This window comes from Cobetia sp. PDI-12MA (assembly GCF_059507695.1).
This window is the reverse complement of record NZ_CM183351.1, coordinates 4012485-4035760: the sequence shown is the minus strand read 5'-3', so window position 1 is coordinate 4035760 and position 23276 is coordinate 4012485. Positions and strand designations below refer to the sequence as shown.

Genomic DNA, 23276 nt, shown 5'->3' with positions numbered 1-23276 from the left:
GCGACCTCACATCCAGTTGTCGAAGGGGCGGCCATTGTATAGGCCAAGCCACGAGTTATCCACACGACATCTGCCGCAAAAAGCACTGTGGACAACATCGGTATTCTTCAAGTATCCGCATCGGGACAAGCTGGGGAGCGTCCGAGCACAAGATTTCGACTGTGGACAAGACGACAGTTATACACATAGCCATACACAGGCTGAATGCAGGTTGCCCACTACTTATCGCCAGAGCTGTCCTATCGACATGCAATTGAGCAAGATACGAAAAAACAGGTTATCCACAGGAACTGCCCTCCTTTACAGTTATTGGTTATTCAGAATGACTTTCTAGTAGTAATGACAGTAGCCCCGCGATCTTCAAATCACGCGAGGTGCGAGGGGCTGTGATAGCGCCGGCAGAATTTCGGGTTATCCACTGCGACGTTTCGGCGCACTGACGCGCCAGCGGCGTGAGTGCACAACCGCTCTGCAGAAACGCGAGTCCTTGAGGCTCACGACCGAACACAGGACTTGCCCCTTCCCCCGCATCGCCATGGCGGGCGATGCCAATCACTCAGCCCCACTGAGCGCTGAAAAAGCGCTGATCGCTTGCCTGGCGAGCGGTGCCTGTTGGCTCAAGGACGCCGAAACGAATTTTTTTGTGCCCGAAGGCCTGTCTTGCGCATGATCCGCGTGAGACACGAAGCGCCATATGGCGGGCGACGTAGACGATATCTGTCGTCAAATGCCGCGAACGGGCTGTGGACAACTTCCAACGCGACATTGCAAGCCACTTGCAGATTCACTAGAATCCCTGCCCCTGACCAATCTGCCCTGTCCTCATGTGGATACAGGGCAACATTCGTTGACCTTTTCCAAACAACCACGTGGGAAGAAGCAGCTATGAAACGCACATTTCAGCCGAGCGTCCTGAAGCGCAAGCGCACACACGGTTTCCGTGCTCGTATGGCGACCAAAGGTGGCCGTGAGGTCATCCAGCGTCGTCGTGCGAAAGGCCGTAAGCGTCTGAGCGCCTGATCGAGGCCCGGATGTCCCGTCAGGGATTTCCCCGGCAGCTTCGCTTGCTGACTGCCGGGGATTACCGGCACGTCTTCGATCACACCACCCTCAAGGTACACGGCAAGGGGCTTCTGGCCCTGGCGTGTCCGAATGACCTGGGACATGCCCGCCTGGGGTTGGTGTTCAGCAAGAAGAACGTGCGCCGTGCCGTAGATCGCAACCGCCTCAAACGTCTGACGCGCGAATCCATTCGCCTCCGCCAGCAGCGCCTTCCGGCCGTCGACATCGTCGTACTGGCCAAACGAGGCGTGACCGAGCTGGACAACGAGACTCTGCATCGCCAGCTGGACGGCATGTGGGCTCGTCTGGAGAGGGACGCCAGACGCCAGAAAGCGGCCAAGTCAACGCCACCTGCCTGACGCGACACCTGCCCGGTGCGTCCGGCATGTGGCGTTTTTTTCGTTATACGCCCTACCGTTCGTGACCGGACTCATCTGACTCCCCGCCAGATTGATTCACCCTCCAACGGGTATACACCATGGACGTCAAACGATTACTCCTCGTGATTCCGCTTGCGGTTGTCGCCTATCTGATGGTGGTCCAGTGGAACAAGGACTACGACCAGCCGGCTGCGGAAACACAGGCTCCCCAGGTTGCCTCTCAGGCCGCCAATGCCACTGCGCAAGGCCTTGAAGCCCCGAGCAGCAGCACGACTGCCAATGGCGATACCGGCCTCTCCACGCCGGATAGCGCAGCAAGCACCCCGAGCAACAACCTGATTGAAGTCAAGACTGACGTGCTGGACCTGCGTATCGATCCGCAGGGCGGCGACGTGGTCTATGCAGCGCTGCTCGCGCACAAGCAGAACAATGCTTCCGAGTCGCCCTTCGTGCTGCTGTCCGACAATCAGTCACGCAGCTACGTGGCCAAGTCCGGCCTGCAGCTGGATGGCCACAAGGGCCGTATCGCCTTCTCTGCCGACAGCAACAGCTACACCCTTGCCGAGGGTGACGACAGCCTGCAAGTGGACCTGAAGGCCGACATCAATGGTGTTGCGGTCATCAAGCGCTTCACCGTCAGCCAGGACAGCTACCAGATCAAGGTCGACTACCTGCTGGACAACCAGACCCAGCAGCCGATCAATGCTCGCTTCATCGGCCAGCTGGCCCGTGACAACAGCGCGGACCCGACCAGCGGTGGCGGCATGGGCATGAAGTCCTATCTGGGGGCAGCGTTCTCTTCTGAAGAGAATCACTACCAGAAGGTCGATTTCGAAGACATCCAGGACGGCAGCTTCAAGAATGTCGACGTCCAGGGTGGCTGGGTCTCCATGATCCAGCACTACTTCGTGTCTGCCTGGGTGCCGGCTGACAACCAGAAGAACCTCTACTACGCCAACGTCGACAAGCAGAACCGCAATGTCGCCGCCTTCGCGAGCCCGACGACCCAGATCGCCGCGAGTCAGCAGGCTGAGCTCGGCGCGACCCTGTTCGTTGGCCCGAAGGATCAGGACCAGCTGGAAGCGACCGCTCCCTACCTGGAGCTGGTTGTCGACTTCGGCTGGCTGTGGTTCCTGGCCAACCCGCTGTTCTGGCTGCTGGAGCACATCCACGCGCTGGTCGGCAACTGGGGTGCCTCCATCATCCTGCTGACCGTTCTCGTCAAGGTCGTGCTGTTCCCGCTGTCCGCGACCGCGTACCGCTCGATGGCCAAGATGCGCAAGATGGGCCCCGAGATGCAGCGCATCAAGGAAAAGTACGGCAGCGACCGCCAGAAGGTCTCCCAGGAGATGATGAAGTTCTACCAGACGGAGAAGATCAATCCGCTGGGTGGCTGTCTGCCGATCTTGATCCAGATGCCGGTCTTCATCGCCCTGTACTGGATGCTGATGGAATCCGTCGAACTGCGCCACGCACCGTTCATGCTGTGGATCCAGGATCTGTCAGTGAAGGACCCGCTGTTCATCCTACCGATCATCATGGGCCTGACGATGTTCATTCAGCAGCAGCTGAACCCGACGCCTCCGGACCCCACTCAGGCGAAGATAATGAAGATGCTGCCGATCGTCTTCACCTTCTTCTTCCTGTGGTTCCCGGCGGGTCTGGTGCTGTACTGGATCGTCAACAACACACTGTCGATCGCTCAGCAGTACGTCATCACCCGTCAGATCGAGAATGCCGAGCCAACCAAGAAAGGCGCATGATGCCTTTCAGGTTCGCCTGACATGACTCACCCACGACCCTCGCCTCGGCGGGGGTCGTGGCGTTTCGGGGCTCTGATTCCGGCGGCTGTGCCGACACTCCCGCCGCAAGGCGCCTCCCCCATCACCCCGCTTGCTGTCACGGGCCTCCAGCCGCGACAATAGCGGCCATCTCCTTCATCTTCATTCCGGCTTCGCGCCCGAGGTTTGTGCATGTCTACCGCCTACCAGCCTGACTCCATCGCGGCCCTGGCCACTCCGCCCGGCCGTGGTGGCGTCGGCATCATCCGTGTCTCCGGCCCGGCCTGTCAGGCCATCGCCCAGGCCATGCTGGGCCAATGCCCGCCGGCACGCCGCGCCCACTATGGTCCCTTCATGGGGCTGGATACCCAGGGCAACCCCATCGCCCTCGATGAAGGCATCGCGCTCTACTTCCAGGGCCCGAATTCCTTCACCGGCGAGGACGTGCTGGAGCTGCAAGGGCACGGCGGCCCGGTGATCATGGACCTGCTGCTGGAGCGCTGCGTGCAGCTGGGCGCACGCCTGGCACGCCCCGGTGAATTCAGCGAGCGCGCCTTCCTCAACGACAAGCTGGATCTCGCCCAGGCCGAGGCCATCGCCGACCTGATCGACGCCAGCTCACGCGCAGCGGCCGAGAATGCGCTGCGCTCGCTCAAGGGCGAGTTCTCGACGCGCGTCAGCGCGCTGGTGCAGCGCCTGATCGAGCTGCGCATCTACGTCGAGGCCGCCATCGACTTCCCCGAAGAGGAAATCGACTTCCTGGCCGACGGCCATGTCGCGGCGCGCCTCAATGAGGTCAAGGCAGAGCTGGTGGGCGTGCGCGCCGCTGCCAACCAGGGCGCTCTGATGCGCGAGGGCATGACGGTGGTGATCGCCGGCCGCCCGAATGCCGGCAAGTCGAGCCTGCTCAATGCGCTGACCGAGCAGGACACCGCCATCGTCACCGACATCGAAGGCACCACCCGCGACGTGCTGCGTGAGCACATCCATCTCGACGGCATGCCGCTGCATATCATCGATACCGCCGGGCTGCGCGACACGCCGGACGCTGTCGAGCGCATCGGCGTGCAGCGCGCCTGGGACGAGATCGAGAAGGCGGACCGCGTCCTGCTGCTGGTCGATGCCGCGACTACCTCGGCGACGGACCCGATGGAGATCTGGCCGGAGTTCGTCGCGCGCCTGCCGGACCCGTCCCGCCTGACGCTGGTCCGCAACAAGATCGACACCAGCGGCGAGACGCCGGGGCTGACCGCCATCACCGCAACGCAGGATGGTGATGCCGAGCTGGCACGCCACCAGGCCAGCGTGGTGCGCATCTCGGCGCGCGACAATCAGGGCCTCGATGCGCTGCGTGATCACCTCAAGGACATCATGGGCTTCACCGGCACGGCAGAGGGTCGCTTCAGCGCCCGCCGCCGCCACCTGGATGCGCTGGAACGCGCTGGCGAGTCCCTCGACAACGGCGACGCCCAGCTGCATGGCGCCGGTGCCGGGGAGCTGCTGGCTGAAGACCTGCGCGCCGCCCAGATGGCGCTGTCCGAGATCACCGGCGAATTCTCCGCCGATGACCTGCTCGGAGAAATCTTCGGCAGCTTCTGCATCGGCAAGTGATTGCACCGAAGTGATCGCACCGAGCTGACTCCCGCCCGCAGGCGGACTCTCCTCTTGCCGACAGTGCTTGCGTCTGGCTGTCTCCCTCTCGTTATACTGCCTCTGCCGACCCCTCCGAGTGGCGGAGGCGGGCAGAGGCAGACGGGGAGCCGACATGGCGGGACGCGCGACATCGAACAGACCGCAGGATGCCCATCGCGAGTCCCGTGACTCCAGTGCCTCACCCCCGCCGGCCCCTGACGCCGAGCTGACTACCGGGCCTCTCCCCGAGGCCCCGTTGCGTCACCTGCTGCTCGACTTCTTCACCCGCCATTGGCCCCGCTATCTGCTGGCCATCGCGTTCCTGATCGGGGTCGCGGGGCTGAATCTGCTGTTGCCGTGGGCCATCGGCGCCACCATCGACGCGTTGCGTGACGGCAGCCTCGACCACGACGCCTTGCTGAACCGCCTGTTGTGGCTAGTAGGCGCGGGGCTCGCGCTCTATGCACTGCGCTATGCCTGGCGCGTGACGCTGTTCGGTACCGCCTATCAGCTGGGGACGGAGCAACGTGATGCCTTCCATGCCAAGCTGACGCGCCTGGCCCCCGGCTTCTACCAGCGCCATCGCACCGGAGACCTGATGGCGCACGCCAGTCAGGACATCGATGCCGTGGAGATGGCCGCCGCAGAAGGCGTGCTGTCCAGTGTCGATGGCGCCATGACCTTCGTGCTGGTGCTCGGCATCATGTTGATCGCCATCGATGTGCCGCTGACGCTGCTCGCGCTGTTGCCCTTCCCTTTCATGGCCTGGGCCTTCGCACGCATCTCGCGGCGGATCGGAGAGCGTTTCCGCGAATCGCTGGAGCGCTTCTCGGACCTGAATGACCAGACCCAGGAAGCCTTCGCCGGCATTCGCATGCTCAGAAGCCATGCCTTGCTGGAGGATGAAGGCGCAAGGTTCTCTCAGCGTGCCGCCGCCGCCGAAGCCGTCGATTATCGCGTCCAGAAGCTGGAGGCAGCCTTTGATCCGGTGGTGTTCATTGCGCTCTCGGCGGCGACGCTGATGACACTGAGCGTAGGTAGCTGGCGCTATCTGGATGACGCCATCACCCTGGGCCAACTGACCAGCTTCACGCTCTATCTGGCGCAGCTGATCTGGCCGATGTTCGCGCTTGGCTGGTGCCTGAATATCCTGCAGCGCGGCGCGGCAGCCGCACGGCGGCTGGCTACCTTCCACGCCGCACCAGAAGCCCTTGAGGATAGCGGCACTCTGGACGAGGTCAGTGACCATTCACTACGCCTTGAAATCAATGAATTCCACTACCCGGGCAGCCAACAACGTGCCTTGGGCCCCCTCTCCCTTCAGGTGGCGGCAGGGGGGAGTCTGGGGATCGTCGGCGCGACCGGCAGTGGCAAGTCCACCTTGCTGCGTCTGCTGTCGCGCAGCTGGCCTCTGACACCTGAGCAAGGGGTCCTGACGCTTGGCGGCAGAGAAGCGAGTAAGTACACACTATCTGTCTGGCGTCAGCAGTTCTCACTGGTCCCCCAGGACCCGTTTCTGTTTGCGCTCTCGGTGGCCGACAATGTCGCTCTCGCCTGCCCCGAGGCCTCTGACGAGCGAATTCGTGAGGCGCTGCGCGCAGCAGCCTTCGAGGAGGATCTGCGCCGCCTCCCCCAAGGGTTGGAAACGCTGGTGGGTGAGCGAGGCATCACACTCTCCGGCGGCCAGCGTCAGCGACTGGCATTGGCACGCAGCCTGCTCAGCGAGGCGCCTATCCTGCTGCTGGACGACACCCTCTCGGCGGTCGACCAGGTCACCGAACGCACTCTGCTGAAGACTCTGGCGCGTCTGCAGCAACCCGATCACCACGGCCTCAAGCGCACGCTGATCATCAATTCCCATCGCCTGTCTGCCGTACAGGCCTGCCAGCAGATTCTGGTGCTCGAGGACGGGTGCATCCTGGAACAGGGCGATCACGCCAGTCTGCTGGCCGCCCGCGGCGCCTACTGGCGCCTATGGCAGGCCCAGCAGGTCAACCGCGAAGACGATTCCAAGGCGGAGCGCTCATGAGCCAGGATGCCGCGACACGACCCGACACCCTCAGCGGCACTCGCCTGCTCAGCCGACGGCGGCTGACATTGCTCTGGCAACCGCTGGGCAGGCGCCGCGCAGAGATCCTGCGCGCGCTGTTGATCCTGATCGCGGCGACCGTACTGGATGTGCTTGGTCCGTGGCTGACCCAGCGCTATCTGGATGACTACCTGATTCCCGGCAACCTCGCTCCCGAGGCTCTGGCCGGATTGGTGGCCATCTACGTGATCACCCAGCTGGGCGCCGCCGCCGGGCGCTATTTCCAGCAGCTGCGCTTTGCCCGTCTGGCCCTCGCCAGCGTGCGCGATATCCGTGAGCGAGTCTTCACACACCTGCTGCATCAACCACTATCGACCCTCGACAATATCGCCGCCGGTGAATTGGTGGCCCGCGTGACCAACGACACCGAGTCGCTCAAGGAGCTGTATATCGGGGTGCTGGCGACACTGATCGGCAATGTGGTGCTGTTGATCGGCATCCTGTCGGCGATGGCCCTGATGGATGGCACCTTGGCGATGATCGCGACGGCGCTGGTACCGCTCTCCATCGGCATGATCTGGCTGTATCAGCGCTTCTCCGGGCGTGCTGCACGCGAGGTACGCCGCCTGCGCGCCTTGCAGAATGCCAGAATTGCCGAGGCGATCGGCGGCATGAGTGTGCTGCAGGCAAGCAACCAGACCGAACGCTTCAGTCAGCGCTACCATCACCTCAACGTCTCCCAGTATCAGGCGCGCATGCGCACGGTGCGTGTGTCGGGGCTGCTGTTGCGTTCGGCCATCGACCTGATGGCGATGCTGATCACGCTCTCGCTGGTCGCCGTGTTCGGGCTGCGCGAACTGGGCGGCGGTGCAGAACTGGGGGTGCTCTACGCGTTCATCGCCTGGTTGGGTCGCATCAGCGAGCCCCTGATCCAGATCACACAGCGACTGCAGGTCTTCCAGTCGGCGCTGGTGGCGACAGGCCGGCTGGAAGAGGTCCTGGACCGGCCGCGCGAGACGCCTGAGCCAGATAAGCGCGCCGCGAGGAAATCCACGCATGGGCACACGGACAACACCGTGATAGCGAGTGGTCACTATCAACTCGAGAATCTGACGTTCCGCCATCAGGGTGCGGAGGGCTCGGCCCTCAAAGGCCTGACGCTTGCCATCGAGAGCGGTGAGTTTCTCGGCGTGGTCGGCCCGACGGGCAGCGGCAAGTCCACCCTGCTCGATCTGCTCAGCGGGCAGCGCCCTGCCCCGGGGTCTCAGCTGCTGCTGGATGGTCGTCCGCTGATGGAGTGGTCGACTCGACAGCGCGCTACCGCGATAGCCGTCGTCCCGCAGGAGCCCTTCATCCGCGCCACGACACTGCGCGACAACCTGCTGCTGGGACGTGAGATCAGCCAGCATCACCTGTCACGGGTTCTGCACAAGGCGCATCTGGCGCCGCTGGTCGATAGTCTTCCGCTGGGGCTCGACACCTTGCTGGGCGAGCGCGGCCTGAGTCTTTCCACGGGTGAGCGCCAATTGCTGGCGCTCGGACGCGCACTGGTCACGACACCACGCGTGCTGTTGCTGGATGAGGCCACCGCCAGCATCGATAGCCATACCGAAGCCCTGTTGCAGCAGGCACTGCATGAGCTGCGTGGCGAAGTGACCTTGATCGTGGTGGCACACCGGCTTGCCACAGTGCGCGATGCAGACCGCCTGCTGGTGCTGGAACAGGGCCGCATCACCCAGCTGGGGCCCCATGATGCCCTGATGGCAGAATCCGGCCTCTATCGGCGGTTATGGCGAGAAGACATCGCGCACTGATCAGGCAGGCCAACGGCCCCCATGATGCAAACGCCCCCACAGGCATGGCCTGCGGGGGCGTTGTCAGTCCGAGCTCTTGATATGACGCTCAGCGTACTGCGTTCATCTCAGTCATCACGGCTTGCGCGGGCCGCGTGGCTTGTTGCCCTGTTTCTTGCCAGACGCTGCCTTGCCTGAATTCGTCTTGCCAGCTGCTGACTTGCCAGAGCTTTCCTTGCTGGCGCCGCCCTTGGCAGCCTTGCCTTTCATGGCATTGCTTTCCTGCTTCTCACGCAGGGCACGCGCTTCACGCGCATCCAGCGGCTTGCCGACATCCTTGTTGTCTTCAGGGCGCTGTTTGGCCGCGTACTTTCTGGGCAGCTTGGTCGTGCTGTTCGGATTGACCTGACCATCACGGCCGATCGCCGGCGTACTGCGCATGCTGACCCGCGTGGTACCTTCGCGGCGGCCCTTGCCCGGCACGCTGGAGGACCAGTCGCTCCAGCTGGCAGAATCCTTGCCCGCCCCCTTGCCTGCCGTCTCGCCCTTGCCGCGCGGACGAGTGGGCTCGACAGCGGCCGTCGACTTGCGCTCGGCAGGCTTCTCACTGACGCGCTTCTCACTCGGCGCCGAATGCCCGTGCACCTGATCCTTGATCTGCGCCTTGATGCTGGTCTTGGGCTTGGCAGTCGCGGAATGACGCTTGCCCTTGGCCTTGGGCGTCGCACTGTCATTGCGCACGCGAGGCTTGGCCCAGCCTTCACCACGCTTGAGCTTCTCGCGCTTGGGCTTGGCCTGGGTCACCTCGACATCGCTGTCGCGCTTGACCTTCTGATTGAGCTTGCGCAGCGCCAGTAGTCGTTCACGCGGCATCGGCTTGGGCTCACTGCGCGCACGGGCGACCTCTTCCGACAGCCACCACAGGCCCTTGTGCTCGACGGCAACCGACTGCGGAGCCGGCAGCGCGCTCTTGAGCACCTCGACCACTTCCTGCATGGCGATGGAGAACTGACGATCGAACTGCCACGGTGGATTGATCACCAGCATGCCGGAACCGTACATGCCGTGATCCCCCTCCGGTGAATCGATCGTCAGCTCACTGCGCCACATCGGTGCCGGCGAATGCTTCTTGAGACGCTCGAGCAGGTCATGCTGACGCCCTGCCGGCAGCAGCGGATACCAGATCATGATGGTGGCATGACGTGACTTGCGCAGGGTCTCGACCACGACATCTGCCACATCACGGTAATCATTCTTCAGCTCATAGCTGGGGTCGATCAGCACGGCGACGCGCGGCGTGGTGACCGGCACGGCCGCCAACAGACCGGACAGACCATCCTGCTGACGACGCATGACCTTGCCGAGGCTGTCACGCTGCACCGGCGCCTGATCGAAGTGGTAGATCTCGCCCGGATGCAGCTCATAGGCCAACAGGCGATCGCCGCGGCGCAGCGACTGGCTCAGCCACCAGGGCGAACCGGGATAGACGCTCAGCTCGCTGGCGCCGCCCTTGGCGACATCCGGCTGCATGTCCGCCAGACGTGCCAGCCAGCGAGCCAACGGCTTGTCAGCTGACGAAGACTTCGGCTCACCCGCATCGGTCAGCCAGCGATCACGCACCTGCCACAACGGCAGAACGCCCTGCTCGTATTCTCGCAGCTGTTCCGTCTCGCGGGCCGCCAACGGATACCAGCCACGACCGGCGTGAGTGTCGATAAACGTAACGGGAGATTCTTTACGTAATAACTGCTCGGCCAGGGTGGTGGCGAGCAGGTGCTTGTGCAGGTCGGCAAAATTGCCAGCGTGATAGGCGTGCTGATAGGCGAGCAAGAGCGCCTCCTTGATACGGCGATATCTGCCACATCCAGCGAGGCAGCAGATAGAAATCGGGGGGCGGCGACGAGAGGAAAACCAGACAAGGCCGCCGAAGGGGCTGAAGGATAGCAGAGATGATCACTTGTCACCCCAAAAGCCGTGCTTGCCAAGCAACGAGGCCCACGCAAAAGCGCAGGCCTCGTGGTCATTCACCATCATGCCGCCATGGCAGCTGATGGATACTCAGCTTTCCATCGGCGTCAGCGTGATCTCGACGCGACGGTTCTGGGCGCGCCCGGAGGCGGTGTCGTTGGATGCCACCGGGCTGGCTTCACCATAACCGCGCATGTTCAGACGGTTGAAGGCGATGCCACCACTGGCCAGATAGTTGCCGACGGCCTGGGCACGCAGCTCGGACAGGTTCTGGTTGTAGTTGCTGGCACCGGTGGAATCGGTATAGCCCGCGATGTTGACGCGGGTCTCGTCGTATTCCTTGAGCACGGTGATGACGCCATCCATGACCGGCTGAATCTGACCGGACAGGGTGCTGGAGTCGGAGCCGAAGGTGACGTTGGACGGCATGTTGAGGATGATCTGGTCGCCGACACGGGTCACGCTGACGCCGGTGCCCTGCAACTGATCGCGCAGCTTGGCTTCCTGAACATCCATGTAATAGCCGATACCACCGCCCGCGGCGGCACCCGCAGCGGCGCCGATCAGCGCCTTGTCGAGACGATGGTTACCACTCTTGGTCGCTCCGGCGATTGCACCGACGACCGCACCGATGCCGGCACCCTTCGCCGCACTGGAGGTCTGCTGCTCATTGGTATACGGGTTGGTCGTGGAACAACCCGCCATCGCGACGGCGGCTGCCAACGGCAGGGCCAGGAGTACAGACTTCTTCATGGTAACGCTCCCTATCTACACACTCATTAAAGGCAAGATGACAATTGCGCAAATAATCGTCATGCCTCCGATAATGCCTGATCAATCAGGTGTCGAACATGGCCAGCAGGTCATTGAGGAACAATAAGCCCCGGGGCGTGGCGCGCAACAGCACGTCATCCTCAACGATGAGCCCGCGCGAACGCGCCTGGCTCAGGCCCGGCTCCAATGCCTCGCGATCCAGCCCCGTCGTGCGACGCAGATCCTCGAAGCTGACACCCCCGGTCAAGCGCAGTGCATTCATCATGAACTCCAGCGCCAGCTCATCGCGGTCAATTTCCTGCTGCCCCGCCACGAACCCGCGAGGGTCCTGCATCCTGCGCAAGTACGCTTCAGGCTGACGACTTTTCCAACGTCGTTGGAGCTGCAACTCACCGTTCAAGTTCCCAGCCGGGTCGGCTTTCAACAACGTCAACTTGCCATGCGCGCCCGCTCCGATGCCCAGGTAATCACCGAATTTCCAGTAATTGAGGTTATGACGCGCGCTGCGCCCTTCAAGGGCATAGGCGGAAATCTCGTAACGATGGAAACCGGCAGCCTCCAGCTCGGCGTGACCATGATCCTGGATATCCCACAGCAGGTCATCCTCCGGCAGTACCGGCGGGCGCGAATAGAACTCGGTATTCGGCTCCAGCGTCAATTGATACCAGGACAGATGGGTCGGCTTGAGTGCCAGGGCACGCCGGATATCATCCAGCGCCGTCTCCAATGTCTGGCCCGGCAGGCCATGCATCAGATCGATATTGAAATTGTCGAAGCCCGCCGCCCGTGCGCTGGCCACCGCGCGCTCGGCTTCTTCAGCGGAGTGGATACGCCCCAGCACCTCGAGCTGCTCCGGCTGGAAGGTCTGCACGCCCAATGACAAGCGATTGATGCCGGCGGCGCGATAGGCGGCAAAGCGGCCCTGCTCCAGCGTGCCGGGATTGGCCTCCAGCGTGACCTCGCAGTCGGCAGAGAACGTCATGCGCGCCCGCAGGCCATCGAACAGTCGCTGGTAAGCCGCTCCGCTCAGCAGGCTCGGCGTGCCGCCGCCGATGAAGATGCTGTGCAATTCACGCTCGGGCTGGCCCTGCAGCAACTGCAGGTCCTGATCGAGATCGGCCAGCAGTGCCGTGATGTATTCCGCTTCAGGCAAGCCGGCATCACGCCCGACCCCGTGGGAGTTGAAGTCACAGTAGGGGCACTTGCGCACGCACCACGGCACGTGAATATAGAGCGACAGAGGCGGCAGGTTCGCGGCGGACATCACGCTTGACCGCTCTGCGCGGCAAGCGCCTCGAGCAACTGCTGCATCGCACGTCCCCGGTGGCTGAGACGGTTCTTGGTCTCGGCATCCAGGGCCGCGGCGGTCATGTCATGCTCCGGCAACCAGAAAAGCGGGTCATAACCGAAGCCACCCTCGCCTTGTGGCGCGTCAAGAACACACCCCTCCCAACTGGCCTGAACGATGATCGGCACCGGGTCTGCCGCATGGCGCAGATAGACGAGCACGCACCAGTAGCGCGCCGTACGCGCTTGCTCAGGCACGCCCTCAAGCGCTGCCAACAGGGCGGCGTTGTTGTCACCATCACCACTACCTTGCTGACGCCGCGCGGCAAAGCGTGCGGAATAGATGCCCGGCTCCCCGCCCAGCGCATCGACTTCGATCCCGGAATCATCTGCCAGCGCCGGCAGGCCGGTGGCCTCTGCGGCGTGGCGCGCCTTGATCAATGCATTCTCGACGAAGGTCAGCCCTGTCTCTTCGGCGTCACTCACTCCCAGCTGCCCTTGAGGAATCGGTTCGATCCCCAGCGGCGCGAGCAGGTGGGAAAATTCACGTAGCTTGCCGGCATTGCCACTGGCCAGTACGAGAGAAGAAGCGGACATGTGAATCTCCGGGATAGGAACAACGAGAATGCGGCCGCGTGTGAGTCACACGGGCGAGGCGCTTGCAGCACCCCATTCTAGCGCGTGCATCCGATGCGTACACGCGAGGGGTCTGCGCCAGGCACGACTGAGATCCATGGTGTCATGGGCCGATATCACTCATGTGCTCAACTTGATGACTGACAGGCCGATACAGGCTATCTGCCCCATAGCGGGCTAATGCCAGTGCAGGATTTGTCTGTGCCTCGCGGCTCAAGCAAGTAAGCATCAACCGAAAGAATCGCGTAACTCGATGATTTGTATATCTTTAAATTGAGAAATAAAAGGAATATGCGTTATGCCATCTAACACTATGCGCAGCGCCAGCCCCCAGATGACACTCGACTAGACTTCAAGACAACCATCGAATCACCGTGGATTCATGTCTCCGCCTCAGCCTGCTGATGATGAGCCCCCCCAACGCTTGCGACAGGAGCGCCCCCATGACTGCTACCAGAGTCCTGTTCGTGACAAGCCCTTCACCGCAGACCGAACTGTTCGTCGAGTACCTGCAAGAGACACTGAAATGTGTCGTCGAGGCCTGCCACCATGAAGCCCCACTGCCGTCATCTCCCTGCCTGGTGCTGATCGACAGCACCCAGTGCAGTCTGGCCCAGATGATGCGATGGAGTCATATCGACAAGATCGCTGCCTTCAATGTCGAACATGAAGACGATGCCATCTCACTACTTCTGAATATTCCTTTCAGTGGAATCTTCTATCGCCAGGACAGCCTTGAACAGATCAGCAAGGGAATCGGCAAGATACTCGAGAATGAAAACTGGCTGACTCGCAATATCATGCAGACGCTGATTCGTCATTATCGTCAACAACAACAGATTGCCTTTCAGCCTGTCATGGGACTGACACAACGAGAACTGGAAATATTGTCACTCATTGCCTCACAGCAAAGTAATGCAGATATCGCGCATAGATTGATGTTGAGCCAGCACACCGTGAAATCTCATTTATATAACATTTTTCGCAAGATCAGAGTCCACAACCGCCATCAGGCGATCCAGTGGGCCCACGAGCACCTCAACCTTTACATCCCCAAGCGCACGACGGAGCCGGAATCCTGAGGCTCAGGTGACGCTGGGCGACCACCTCTCCCACGAGGCGGACCTGTGAGGTAACCACTGCGACAGAGCATGCCCCAAGTCGGCTACGCGTAGTAAGCGCTTCACTTTTCAAGAGTGAAATGACTCATGTGCAGTACTGCGTCGCATTCCTGACACCCCTCAAATACGTGGATACAAAAAGACAAGCCCAGTTACATAATGACATTGAAGAGACGCTTTTCAGTATTAGATATGTGGTACCTTTGAACCAGTGAAAAGCTTGGTAAAAAAAGCGCAAAGGTCTGGTTTTCATTGCACTCTCGAGAAGGGTCATCATGACCAGCGCTATTTTCATCAGGTTTACGTACTGTTTTTCCTATTCTTTTTCTGGGTCAAATCAGAACTGGAGGGGAAGGATAAACTGGTTATTTTAGCAAGTACTGATTAGAGGTTGCCTTATCCCCACTATCGCGCAATCCTATAAAGGTGCTCAGCGCGTAATGCCCGACGTGAATGAGTGCAGTGCTACACGACTCACCCAACCACACTTCAGATATGGCTCCGCCAAGAAAATCGGTACGACAACTCAGAGGTCTCGCACCATGATTACAGGGAACGCAATGGTGCTGCTGGTGACTGACTGCAATCCGCAGTCAGCGCTTTTCATGGATTACATTCGCCAGCAGCTTGAGTGTCAGGTGGCTTCCGCAAGCCCCGACGAGGATTACACACCCGGGCAGGCAGAAAGAACGATAGTGCTGCTGGACACCGACCACGTCGATGAAGGCACGATGCAACGCTGGGATGCAGATGCCAGCCAGGATGCCAGCGCAGAGCTGGCCGCTATCAACATCAGTGATGAAGAGGAAGCTGCCAGCCTGCTGGTCAGCACCCATCTTCAAGGCGTGTTCTACCGACAGGACAGCCTCTCACTGATCAGCAAGGGCATCGCGAAACTGCTGGAAGGCGACATGTGGATGTCCCGACCGCTGATGACCCGCCTGCTGGATTTCTATCGCCGTCAGCAGCTCAACGCCTATCGCCCGGTCTGTGGTCTGACCCAGCGTGAGGTGGAAATCATCGGCTTGCTGGGCACGGGTGCCTCGAATACCGAGATTGCTGACCAGCTGTTCGTCAGTGAACACACGGTCAAGTCACATCTCTACAACATCTTCCGCAAGATCAAGGTGCATAACCGCATTCAAGCCATGAACTGGGCACGTCAGAACCTGGCAATGCCTGTCTCGCGCACCCCACGCATCGCTCGCAGAGCACAGATGTCGTGAACGGTCGGGGCATGACAAGCCGCCAGGTGGTCGCCTGGGGACTGACATGCTTCAGTCTGTCGCCCGCCTTCGCGCAATCCGCGCCGGAGGCGGTGCGACCCGAGGTATCCGTTGCCAGTGAAGAGCAGCAGGCTCGCCGTCAGGGGGAAGATGGGGTCGCCATCCAGCACGCTCGCCCCACGCTTTCCGACGGTCTAAGTGGGGTGATGATCGATCGCACCATGACCATGATCGGCAAGACCTTCTTCCGCCAGTTCAGTCAGCAACGCCTCGATAGCCCAGCCATCCGCAACACATCCCTCAGTATCCATGAACGCCCCTCAGCACGCTGGGGCAGCCTCATCTGGATCACCGAAGGCAACAACGTTCTGTATGAAGCGACGCTCCCTCCGCGCCTTAATGACGTGGATATGTACGCCAGCGCCGCTGTATCAAACGTCTCCGACCAGTTCCTGCGTCGCAAGGTCATGGAAGCCCTGCGCAATGACCCGGACATGGCCGGTGACGAATTCTGATGTATTGAAGACCGACATAATAAATGGGCTCCGGACACGGAGACCCTGACAATACGCAAGGGAACAGGGGAACATCATGAAGCATCAGACACTCGCGGTGTCGTTGCTGTTATCGGCGATGCCGCTATATGCCGGTGAACTCATCTATCAGCCCATCAACCCGAGTTTTGGTGGCAACCCTCTCAATGGCAGCTATCTGCTTGGCAAGGCCCAGGCCCAGGACACCCACGAGGATCCTGATGCCTACTCCTTCGATAGTCTTTCCGAAACAGAACTTTTCATCAGCGACCTGCGCAATAGCCTGGTATCCGATGCCATCACCGATGCTGTCGATTCCACAGAACCCGGCCGCTCCAGCGTGATCGACAGCGCTCAGCTGCGTGTCGAAGTCATCAGTAACGGCAATGGCGGTTTCTCCATGCAGGTGCTTGATCGCGCCACAGGTGAAACCACCGTCATCAACCTCGGCACATCAGGCAATACATTCTGATCCGCTACTGATGAAAGGTTTCGCTCAATGAAGACACTCACTTCCATGCTGGCTGTCGCCAGCCTGGCGCTTGCTGGCTGTGCACCGATGGTCGCCAATACCCAGGGTCTTGAAGGGGTGCCCAGCACCTTGATGCCAAGAACCTCCACCTATCAGGATCTGATCAGTCTACCGCCTCCTGCCGGCCGTATCCCGGTCGCCATCTACGACTTCCGTGACCAGACGGGCCAGTACCGGCCTGCCCCTGCCAGTACCTTCTCTACGGCGGTCACCCAGGGCGGAGCCGCCATGCTGAGCGCCGCATTGTCGGACTCCGGCTGGTTCATCCCCCTCGAGCGCGTGGGACTGCAGAACCTGCTGACAGAGCGCAAGATCATCCGTGCCAACATGGAGCGCACAGGCCAGAATGATCTTGCCGCGCTGCAAGCTGCCAACCTGCTGTTCGAGGGTGGCATCATTGCCTTCGACTCCAATGTCAGAACAGGCGGGGCAGGCGCGGAATACTTCGGCATCGGCGCCTCTGGTCAGTATCAGGTAGATCAGGTGACGGTCAACCTACGCGCTGTCGATATCACCACAGGGCAGGTCATCGCCAACGTCAATACCAGCAAGACGATCTACTCCCGGGAGCTGAGAGCGGGCGTCTATCGCTTCATCGATTTCAGTCGCTTGCTGGAGATGGAGGCGGGGTATACCAGCAATGAACCCGTACAGATGGCGGTCATGTCCGCCATCGAATCCGCCGTGATTCACTTGATTGCGCAAGGCGTCGAACGCCAGCTCTGGGTTCTCCAGGACCCGGACAGCCTTCAGACATCAGAACTGATGGAGTATCTGCAAGCCCCGACTCCGATGTTGTAGAGCCGACCCACATTCAAGACCCCGAAGAGAGCATCGTGGTATTCGCGGTGTTTATCTCTCCCTTGAAAGGCAGTCACCTCACAAGAGGTGGCTGCCTTTTTCGTATCGGCATAAATATAAGAGATAAATAAAACAACAAAGCATGAAATAGCATGCGTCTAATACCGTCAACAGTAATACCTCCCTGAACGGTGCTGAAAATCTGGCCACCCTTTGTCATTACACACCGCTAATGGGCAAGACATTATGAGTAGCAATCTCTAGCCCTCATAAACCCGAAAATGACTGATGGCGATGGCCTCGATAAAGACCAATAGTTAGTGCACTTAGACGGTCACCTGGATGGACTCACGCCATGGCTTCGGCAAAGCATCAACAAATAAGAATGCTACAGGCCTGCCTTTTCTTTTCATCACTGACACTCAGCTTATGGGTGTTGGCCAATGACCTGGCGACCACCTCCGAATTGGGAAGCAGCCACTCAGTGGCAGTCATCGAGCAATCTGGCACATACAACACAGCGATGATCGCTCAGCATGGCAATGGCAACGCCTCATTGATTGGCCAGAGCGGTGCCCTGAATGAAGCAGGTGTCGACCAATATGGCAATGGAAACACGGCATACACACTGCAAGAGGGTGCCCTGCATGAGGCCAGCATTCTTCAGCATGGCCAATATCATGATGCGCTGATCATTCAGCAAGGTGTTGGGCAAAGCGCCAGCATTCAGCAGACAGGCATCGGGGGAAGCGCCACGCTTCTACAACAGGCCAGTAGCCAGATACCGGCAAGTATCACTCAATATTCACGGGGCCATATGCGTGTCCAGGTCATACAACAGTGATCTTTATCACGATGGCTCGCATGACATCGCTCCATGACAATGATGCTTGTGAAGGTGATGGCTGAACAGCCGCTTTCATCGAATCGCCAATACGAATTTTGCCTGGCCAGGAGAGGTTCTCAGTTACATGTAGTCAAGAGACCTGCATGACGAATACAACCTCCTGGCAAGGCCATAAAAGAGCAGTAGCAGTACAACATGATGTCGCGGATCACGAAAAACCAGACTGTCATCATGTCAGGGGATGCATGACCAGAAGCAAGTCAATAATAAAAACACAACTCAAAAAATGATCTACACAAGGGAACAAACCATGAAAATCCAAATGAGCCTGCTGGCTGTCGCGATTGCCTTTTCCTCTCAGGCCATGGCAGACAACAACACCGCAGATGTCGATCAAACTGGCTTCATGAACATGGCCAATGTTGGCCAGACATCACGTGATGGTGGGTCTCTCGACAGCTCCCACGATAGTGATATTGATCAGGTCGGCCTCTACAACAAGGCGAACAGCTATCAGAACGGCGTCAATCATACGATTCGCATCAATCAGCTGGGTGGCGCCAACAAGGTAGAATCAACCCAATACAGCAGCACCAATACTGGTATCGTCAACCAGACTGGCGTCTACAATTCCGTTGACCTGAACCAGAAAAGCTACAAGCATCTCACCCGTGTCACTCAGGATGGCTTTGCCAACCATTCTGAATCGTGGCAGGGCGCTAGTGGCTCTCCGGCGGGGCGTGAAAATACTCTTGTCGTGACTCAGACAGGAGCATTCAATGACTCCATGGCCACCCAGCAAGGCAGTTACACCATTGCCCGAGTGACCCAAGGCGGCTATCAGCACGCCTCGGATGTTATGCAGACCGGCGAATACAACCGTGCACGTGTCACTCAGGAAGGCCGCTTCAACAACTCCACAGTGACGCAGACTGGTGAGCTGGGTCTTGCCGTCGTGACCCAGACCGGATCACGTATCGATTCCACCGTCACCCAGGCTGGCGCCAATCAAGTCGCACGGGTCACGCAGGATGGCAGCTCTCATGACTCGCTCGTCAACCAGAGCGATGCGAACAATACCGCGCTGGTGAACCAGTCCGACATGCTGCAGTACTCCGATATCAGCCAGACAGGCAGCGAGAACCTGGCCATCAACAATCAGAGTGGCTACTCCAACTACGCCATCGTCGAACAGGGCGGTACCAACAGTGACTCACTGATTACCCAGACCGGCCTCAACGACCATGCTCGCGTCCAGCAGACGGGATCTGGTCACACCTCTGATGTCCTTCAGCAGTCTGGGGGGTTCCTGAGCTTCGTCGCCAACCGTGCTCACGTCGTTCAATCAGGCGCCATGAACGCTTCCAGCGTGACCCAGACTGGCGGTGGCAACGTAGCCAACGTGATGCAGTATTGATCACGCGCCAGCCAGGATGTCTTACAGAACCCCGCGCAAGCGGGGTTTTCGTTTTTTCGCCCGGTGGATCCCCATAATGAAAAAGGCCGCTGACAGGGTCGTCAGCGGCCTTCCAGTACCAGCCGCGAAACATCTATCGCAGCGGCAAGTTACTTCTTTGGCGCTGTCACGGCACCCTCCGGGAAGGGCTTGCGATAACTCTCAAGGCTTTCATCCACCATCTGGCGGCCCTTGCTGACCTGCCTGTTGCCGCTGGCGAACCCCGCCTTGCCCCATGACAACGATCGCTCACCTCAATGCAGCCTGAGCTGCTCACGAATCAGACGAGCCAAGGTGACATTGGCGTTGGGTGCTGTCGTGTCGATATGGACCAGCTGACCATGCTCTTCTGGCGCAAATGGCTCGCGATTGGCCAATTGCTTGTCGAGCACTTCCAGTCCCGCTTCGGAAGCCTCGCCACTGCGCTGACTACGCTTGATGATGCGCTTGCGCAGCGTCTCGTCATCGGCCTCGAAGCTGATCATCAGTACCGGCAGGCCACGGGCTTCTGCCTCATGACGCAGGCGATCACGCTGCACCTTCTTCAGGCAGGTGGCGTCGATGCAGACGGGGATACCCGATTCCAGCAGCGTGGCTGACAGATTCGAGAGTCGCTCGTAGGTCGCATGGGTAGCCTGGGGGGTATAGATGCCACTATTGAGCCCGGACTCGGTATCGGCATCCGCCGCAAAGCCATACAGGCGCTTGCGCTCCACATCACTGCGAATACGCACGCCGCCCAGCTCGCGCACCATCTCTTCCGTGAAGCGACTCTTGCCACTGCCGGAGACACCCACACCGATGATCATGTAAGGGAAGCGGATCTCGCTATAACGCTCCGCCAGCCCGATATAGCGCTCGTACTCGGCCAGCACATCGGCGCGATCCGCCTCACACAGGTCCGGTTGGTGATAGCGAATCATCGCCACCTTGGCCCGGATCAGTGCGCGATAGATCTTGTAGTACGGCAGCAGACGCACCAGCGAGTAATCACCGGAGAGCTCGAGATAACGGTTGAGTGCATGATGGGCAAAGGCCTGCTCATCACGCGCTTCGAGATCCATCACCAGGAAGGCCAGGTCACAACCGACATCGTTCCAGCGCAATTCTTCATTGAACTCGATGCCGTCAAACAACAGAGCACGGCCTTCATGGCGCACGGCGTTACCCAGGTGGATATCACCGTGAGTCTCACGCACGAAGCCTTCCTGCCAGCGACGCTCGAACTCGGGATTGAGGCGCTGGAAGGTCTCTTCTGTCCACTGCTTGAGCAGCGCGAGTCGCTTGATGGCCTCGGCATCATCGCCGAGGCGGGGACGAATCAGTTCGAACTCGTTGTCGATGGTACGACTGACCATCTGCGGGCTACCCAGCTCGCTATCGCCCTGGATGCGCTCGGCCTGCTCATGGAAGGCCACCAGCTGGTCGACCAGATCATCCAGCAATTCCAGCGACAGCTCGCCACTGGCCTGCAGGGCGCTGAACAGATGGCGATTGGAGAACTGGCGCATCTTGACCGCGTACTCGAAGACAGCACTGTCGTCTCCGATGCGCGGAGCCTCGGGCGTGCCCGAGATCGCCACGGTATCCAGATACAGCGTCGGTGCCAGACGGCGGTTGAGGCGCACTTCCTGTTCGCACAGGAGCTTGCGGCGCTCAAGGGTCGAGAAATCCAGGAAGCTGCCGAAATCCAGCGGCTTCTTGATCTTGTAGGCGTAGTCGCCGGTCAGCACGATCCACGAGATATGCGTCTCGTGCACTTCGATATCCTTCACGGGGTGATCGAAGCAATCGGCTGTGTGAAGGGCTCGAATCAAGGCCTGGCTCAAGGTCGTCTCCGCTAAGGCAAGCTGGCTATAAGGTCATTAGCGCAATCGCTATCGTTGGCGACAAGTGTACCGGATGGCAGCCCGCCCGGCAGCCTGCCGAGCGGGTTCCTGTCTGCGTTGGCCAACCCGCGGACTCAGGTACTGTATTACGTCGCACTCAGTTCGATGAGGACATCTGCGCAAAGACCCGCTCAGCCGCATCCAGCGTGGCCTGGATATCCGCATCGGTGTGCGCCGCGGACATGAAGCCGGCTTCATAGGCGGAGGGTGCCAGATAGACGCCTTCGGCGAGCATCGCGTTGAAGAAGGTCACGAAATCCTGCTGACGGCAGCGCGTGGCGGAGGCGAAATTGCTGACTTCTGCGTCATCGGTGAAGAAGACACCGAACATGCCACCGGCATGCTGGGTGATCAGACGGATGCCTGCCGCCTTGGCACGGCTTTCCAGGCCTTCACACAGCATCTCGACCTTGCGTGAAAGCTCGGCGTGGAAGCCGGGCGCCTTGAGCTTGCGCAGCAGCGCGACGCCAGCGGCCATCGCCAGCGGATTGCCTGCCAGCGTCCCGGCCTGGTAGACCGGCCCCAGCGGCGAGAGGTGGTGCATGATCTCGCGCTTGCCGCCGAAGGCACCCACCGGCATGCCGCCGCCGACGATCTTTCCCAGGCAGGTCAGGTCCGGCGTGATGCCGTAATGCGCCTGAGCGCCACCCAGGGCGACACGGAAGCCCGTCATCACCTCATCGAGGATCAGCACGCTGCCATGGGCATCGCACACTTCACGCAGGCTTTCCAGGAAGCCCGGAACCGGCGGAATGCAGTTCATGTTGCCGGCGACCGGCTCGACGATGATGCAGGCGATCTCGTCACCCAGCTCGGCGAAGCAACGACGCACGCCCTCGGCATCGTTGTAGTCCAGCGTGATGGTGTGCTCGGCCAGCGACGCCGGCACGCCCGGGGAGCTGGGCTCGCCATGGGTCAGCGCGCCGGAACCGGCCTTGACCAGCAGCGAGTCGGAGTGACCGTGATAGTTACCCTCGAACTTGACGATCTTGTCACGACCGGTGAAACCACGCGCCAGGCGAATCGCCGACATGGTGGCTTCGGTGCCGGAGTTGGTCATGCGCACCATGTCGAGGCTCGGCAGCATCTCGCAGATCAGCTCGGCCATCTCGGACTCGATCTCGGTGGGCGCGCCGAAGGACAGGCCACTCTCGAGACGCTCGCGCACGGCGCTAAGCACATCTTCATCGGCGTGACCGGTGATCATCGGCCCCCAGGAACCGACGTAATCGATATAGCGCGTATTTTCCACATCGAACAGATACGCGCCCTTGGCATGGTCGATGAACACCGGCGGACGATGCAGTCCCTTGAAGGCGCGGACCGGCGAGTTGACGCCACCGGGAATATGACGGCTGGCGCGTTCGAACTGGGCAGCGGACGTGGTCATGACATACCTCTTGATAAGCGGCGGGCGGCACATCGGCCGCGAAAATGGAGAAAGGGTGATCAGACACAAAGAGGCTGTGGATAACGTGAGTGCAGCTTGTCCACAGCAAAAAAAACGGCCCGATAGCCTCGGGGCGGCA

General features: G+C 60.3%; 19 protein-coding genes. 13 read left to right on the top strand and 6 right to left on the bottom strand.

The features are described 5' to 3' along the window. The first annotated feature begins 885 nt into the window (after positions 1-885). The 6 genes from rpmH to AC5WNI_RS17070 all read left to right on the top strand — a co-directional run bounded on the left by rpmH (position 886) and on the right by AC5WNI_RS17070 (position 8698). Positions 886-1020: a 50S ribosomal protein L34 gene (rpmH, locus tag AC5WNI_RS17095; protein ID WP_043331656.1), complete on the top strand. Its 135-nt coding sequence runs from the start codon at positions 886-888 to the stop codon at positions 1018-1020. Between the two features lie 11 nt (positions 1021-1031). Beyond that, positions 1032-1421, top strand: a complete 390-nt coding sequence (gene rnpA / locus AC5WNI_RS17090; protein ID WP_175088923.1) for a ribonuclease P protein component — start codon at positions 1032-1034, stop codon at positions 1419-1421. A 119-nt stretch (positions 1422-1540) separates the two neighbouring features. Next, positions 1541-3205 carry a membrane protein insertase YidC gene (yidC, locus tag AC5WNI_RS17085; RefSeq protein ID WP_487885729.1) on the top strand — a complete coding sequence of 555 codons (1665 nt, stop codon included), beginning with the start codon at positions 1541-1543 and terminating at the stop codon, positions 3203-3205. 210 nt (positions 3206-3415) lie between these two features. After that, the gene (gene mnmE, locus AC5WNI_RS17080; RefSeq protein WP_175088921.1) at positions 3416-4834 is read left to right on the top strand and encodes a tRNA uridine-5-carboxymethylaminomethyl(34) synthesis GTPase MnmE; all 1419 of its coding nucleotides are present in this window, start codon (positions 3416-3418) and stop codon (positions 4832-4834) included. Positions 4835-4988: 154 nt separating this feature from the next. Beyond that, entirely contained in the window at positions 4989-6884 is a 1896-nt protein-coding gene (locus tag AC5WNI_RS17075) for an ABC transporter ATP-binding protein (RefSeq protein ID WP_487885730.1), read from the top strand. Further along, entirely contained in the window at positions 6881-8698 is a 1818-nt protein-coding gene (locus tag AC5WNI_RS17070) for an ABC transporter ATP-binding protein (RefSeq protein ID WP_254627023.1), read from the top strand. The genes AC5WNI_RS17075 and AC5WNI_RS17070 overlap by 4 nt, the downstream gene beginning before the upstream one ends. Before the next feature lie 114 nt (positions 8699-8812). Here AC5WNI_RS17070 and AC5WNI_RS17065 read toward each other — a convergent pair whose 3' ends face one another. The 4 genes from AC5WNI_RS17065 to rdgB all read right to left on the bottom strand — a co-directional run bounded on the left by AC5WNI_RS17065 (position 8813) and on the right by rdgB (position 13303). Beyond that, positions 8813-10507 (bottom strand): 23S rRNA (adenine(2030)-N(6))-methyltransferase RlmJ, encoded by a 1695-nt coding sequence (locus AC5WNI_RS17065; protein WP_175088919.1) that lies wholly within the window; start codon positions 10505-10507, stop codon positions 8813-8815. Positions 10508-10735: 228 nt separating this feature from the next. Further along, complete coding sequence (locus tag AC5WNI_RS17060) at positions 10736-11398, bottom strand: YiaD family glycine zipper/OmpA-like lipoprotein (RefSeq protein ID WP_043331663.1); 663 nt, start codon at positions 11396-11398, stop codon at positions 10736-10738. A gap of 85 nt (positions 11399-11483) precedes the next feature. Next, complete coding sequence (gene hemW / locus AC5WNI_RS17055; RefSeq protein WP_175088918.1) at positions 11484-12683, bottom strand: radical SAM family heme chaperone HemW; 1200 nt, start codon at positions 12681-12683, stop codon at positions 11484-11486. Next, complete coding sequence (rdgB, locus tag AC5WNI_RS17050; protein WP_175088917.1) at positions 12683-13303, bottom strand: RdgB/HAM1 family non-canonical purine NTP pyrophosphatase; 621 nt, start codon at positions 13301-13303, stop codon at positions 12683-12685. The genes hemW and rdgB overlap by 1 nt, the downstream gene beginning before the upstream one ends. Positions 13304-13785: 482 nt before the next feature. On the opposite strand from rdgB, the gene AC5WNI_RS17045 reads away from it, so the two are divergent. The 7 genes from AC5WNI_RS17045 (at position 13786) to AC5WNI_RS17015 (ending at position 19819) form a co-directional block, all read left to right on the top strand. Next, on the top strand, positions 13786-14424 hold the full coding sequence (locus AC5WNI_RS17045) for a LuxR C-terminal-related transcriptional regulator (RefSeq protein ID WP_052384307.1): 639 nt from the start codon (positions 13786-13788) through the stop codon (positions 14422-14424). 581 nt (positions 14425-15005) lie between these two features. Beyond that, the gene (locus AC5WNI_RS17040) at positions 15006-15689 is read left to right on the top strand and encodes a LuxR C-terminal-related transcriptional regulator (RefSeq protein WP_043331668.1); all 684 of its coding nucleotides are present in this window, start codon (positions 15006-15008) and stop codon (positions 15687-15689) included. Positions 15690-15700: 11 nt separating this feature from the next. After that, positions 15701-16204 carry a CsgE family curli-type amyloid fiber assembly protein gene (locus tag AC5WNI_RS17035; protein ID WP_175088916.1) on the top strand — a complete coding sequence of 168 codons (504 nt, stop codon included), beginning with the start codon at positions 15701-15703 and terminating at the stop codon, positions 16202-16204. Positions 16205-16280: 76 nt separating this feature from the next. Continuing rightward, entirely contained in the window at positions 16281-16694 is a 414-nt protein-coding gene (locus AC5WNI_RS17030) for a curli assembly protein CsgF (RefSeq protein ID WP_054556371.1), read from the top strand. 27 nt (positions 16695-16721) lie between these two features. Continuing rightward, positions 16722-17555, top strand: coding sequence for a CsgG/HfaB family protein (locus AC5WNI_RS17025; protein WP_175088915.1), 834 nt, complete (start codon positions 16722-16724; stop codon positions 17553-17555). A 355-nt stretch (positions 17556-17910) separates the two neighbouring features. Beyond that, complete coding sequence (locus AC5WNI_RS17020) at positions 17911-18399, top strand: hypothetical protein (RefSeq protein ID WP_175088914.1); 489 nt, start codon at positions 17911-17913, stop codon at positions 18397-18399. 244 nt (positions 18400-18643) lie between these two features. Continuing rightward, the gene (locus tag AC5WNI_RS17015) at positions 18644-19819 is read left to right on the top strand and encodes a hypothetical protein (RefSeq protein ID WP_495928563.1); all 1176 of its coding nucleotides are present in this window, start codon (positions 18644-18646) and stop codon (positions 19817-19819) included. A gap of 293 nt (positions 19820-20112) precedes the next feature. On the opposite strand, the gene AC5WNI_RS17010 is transcribed toward AC5WNI_RS17015, so the two are convergent. After that, entirely contained in the window at positions 20113-21633 is a 1521-nt protein-coding gene (locus AC5WNI_RS17010; protein ID WP_282627861.1) for a bifunctional aminoglycoside phosphotransferase/ATP-binding protein, read from the bottom strand. A 211-nt stretch (positions 21634-21844) separates the two neighbouring features. Continuing rightward, a complete protein-coding gene (hemL, locus tag AC5WNI_RS17005; RefSeq protein WP_175088911.1) occupies positions 21845-23137 on the bottom strand; it encodes a glutamate-1-semialdehyde 2,1-aminomutase in 1293 nt (430 codons plus the stop codon). Positions 23138-23276 lie beyond the last annotated feature (139 nt).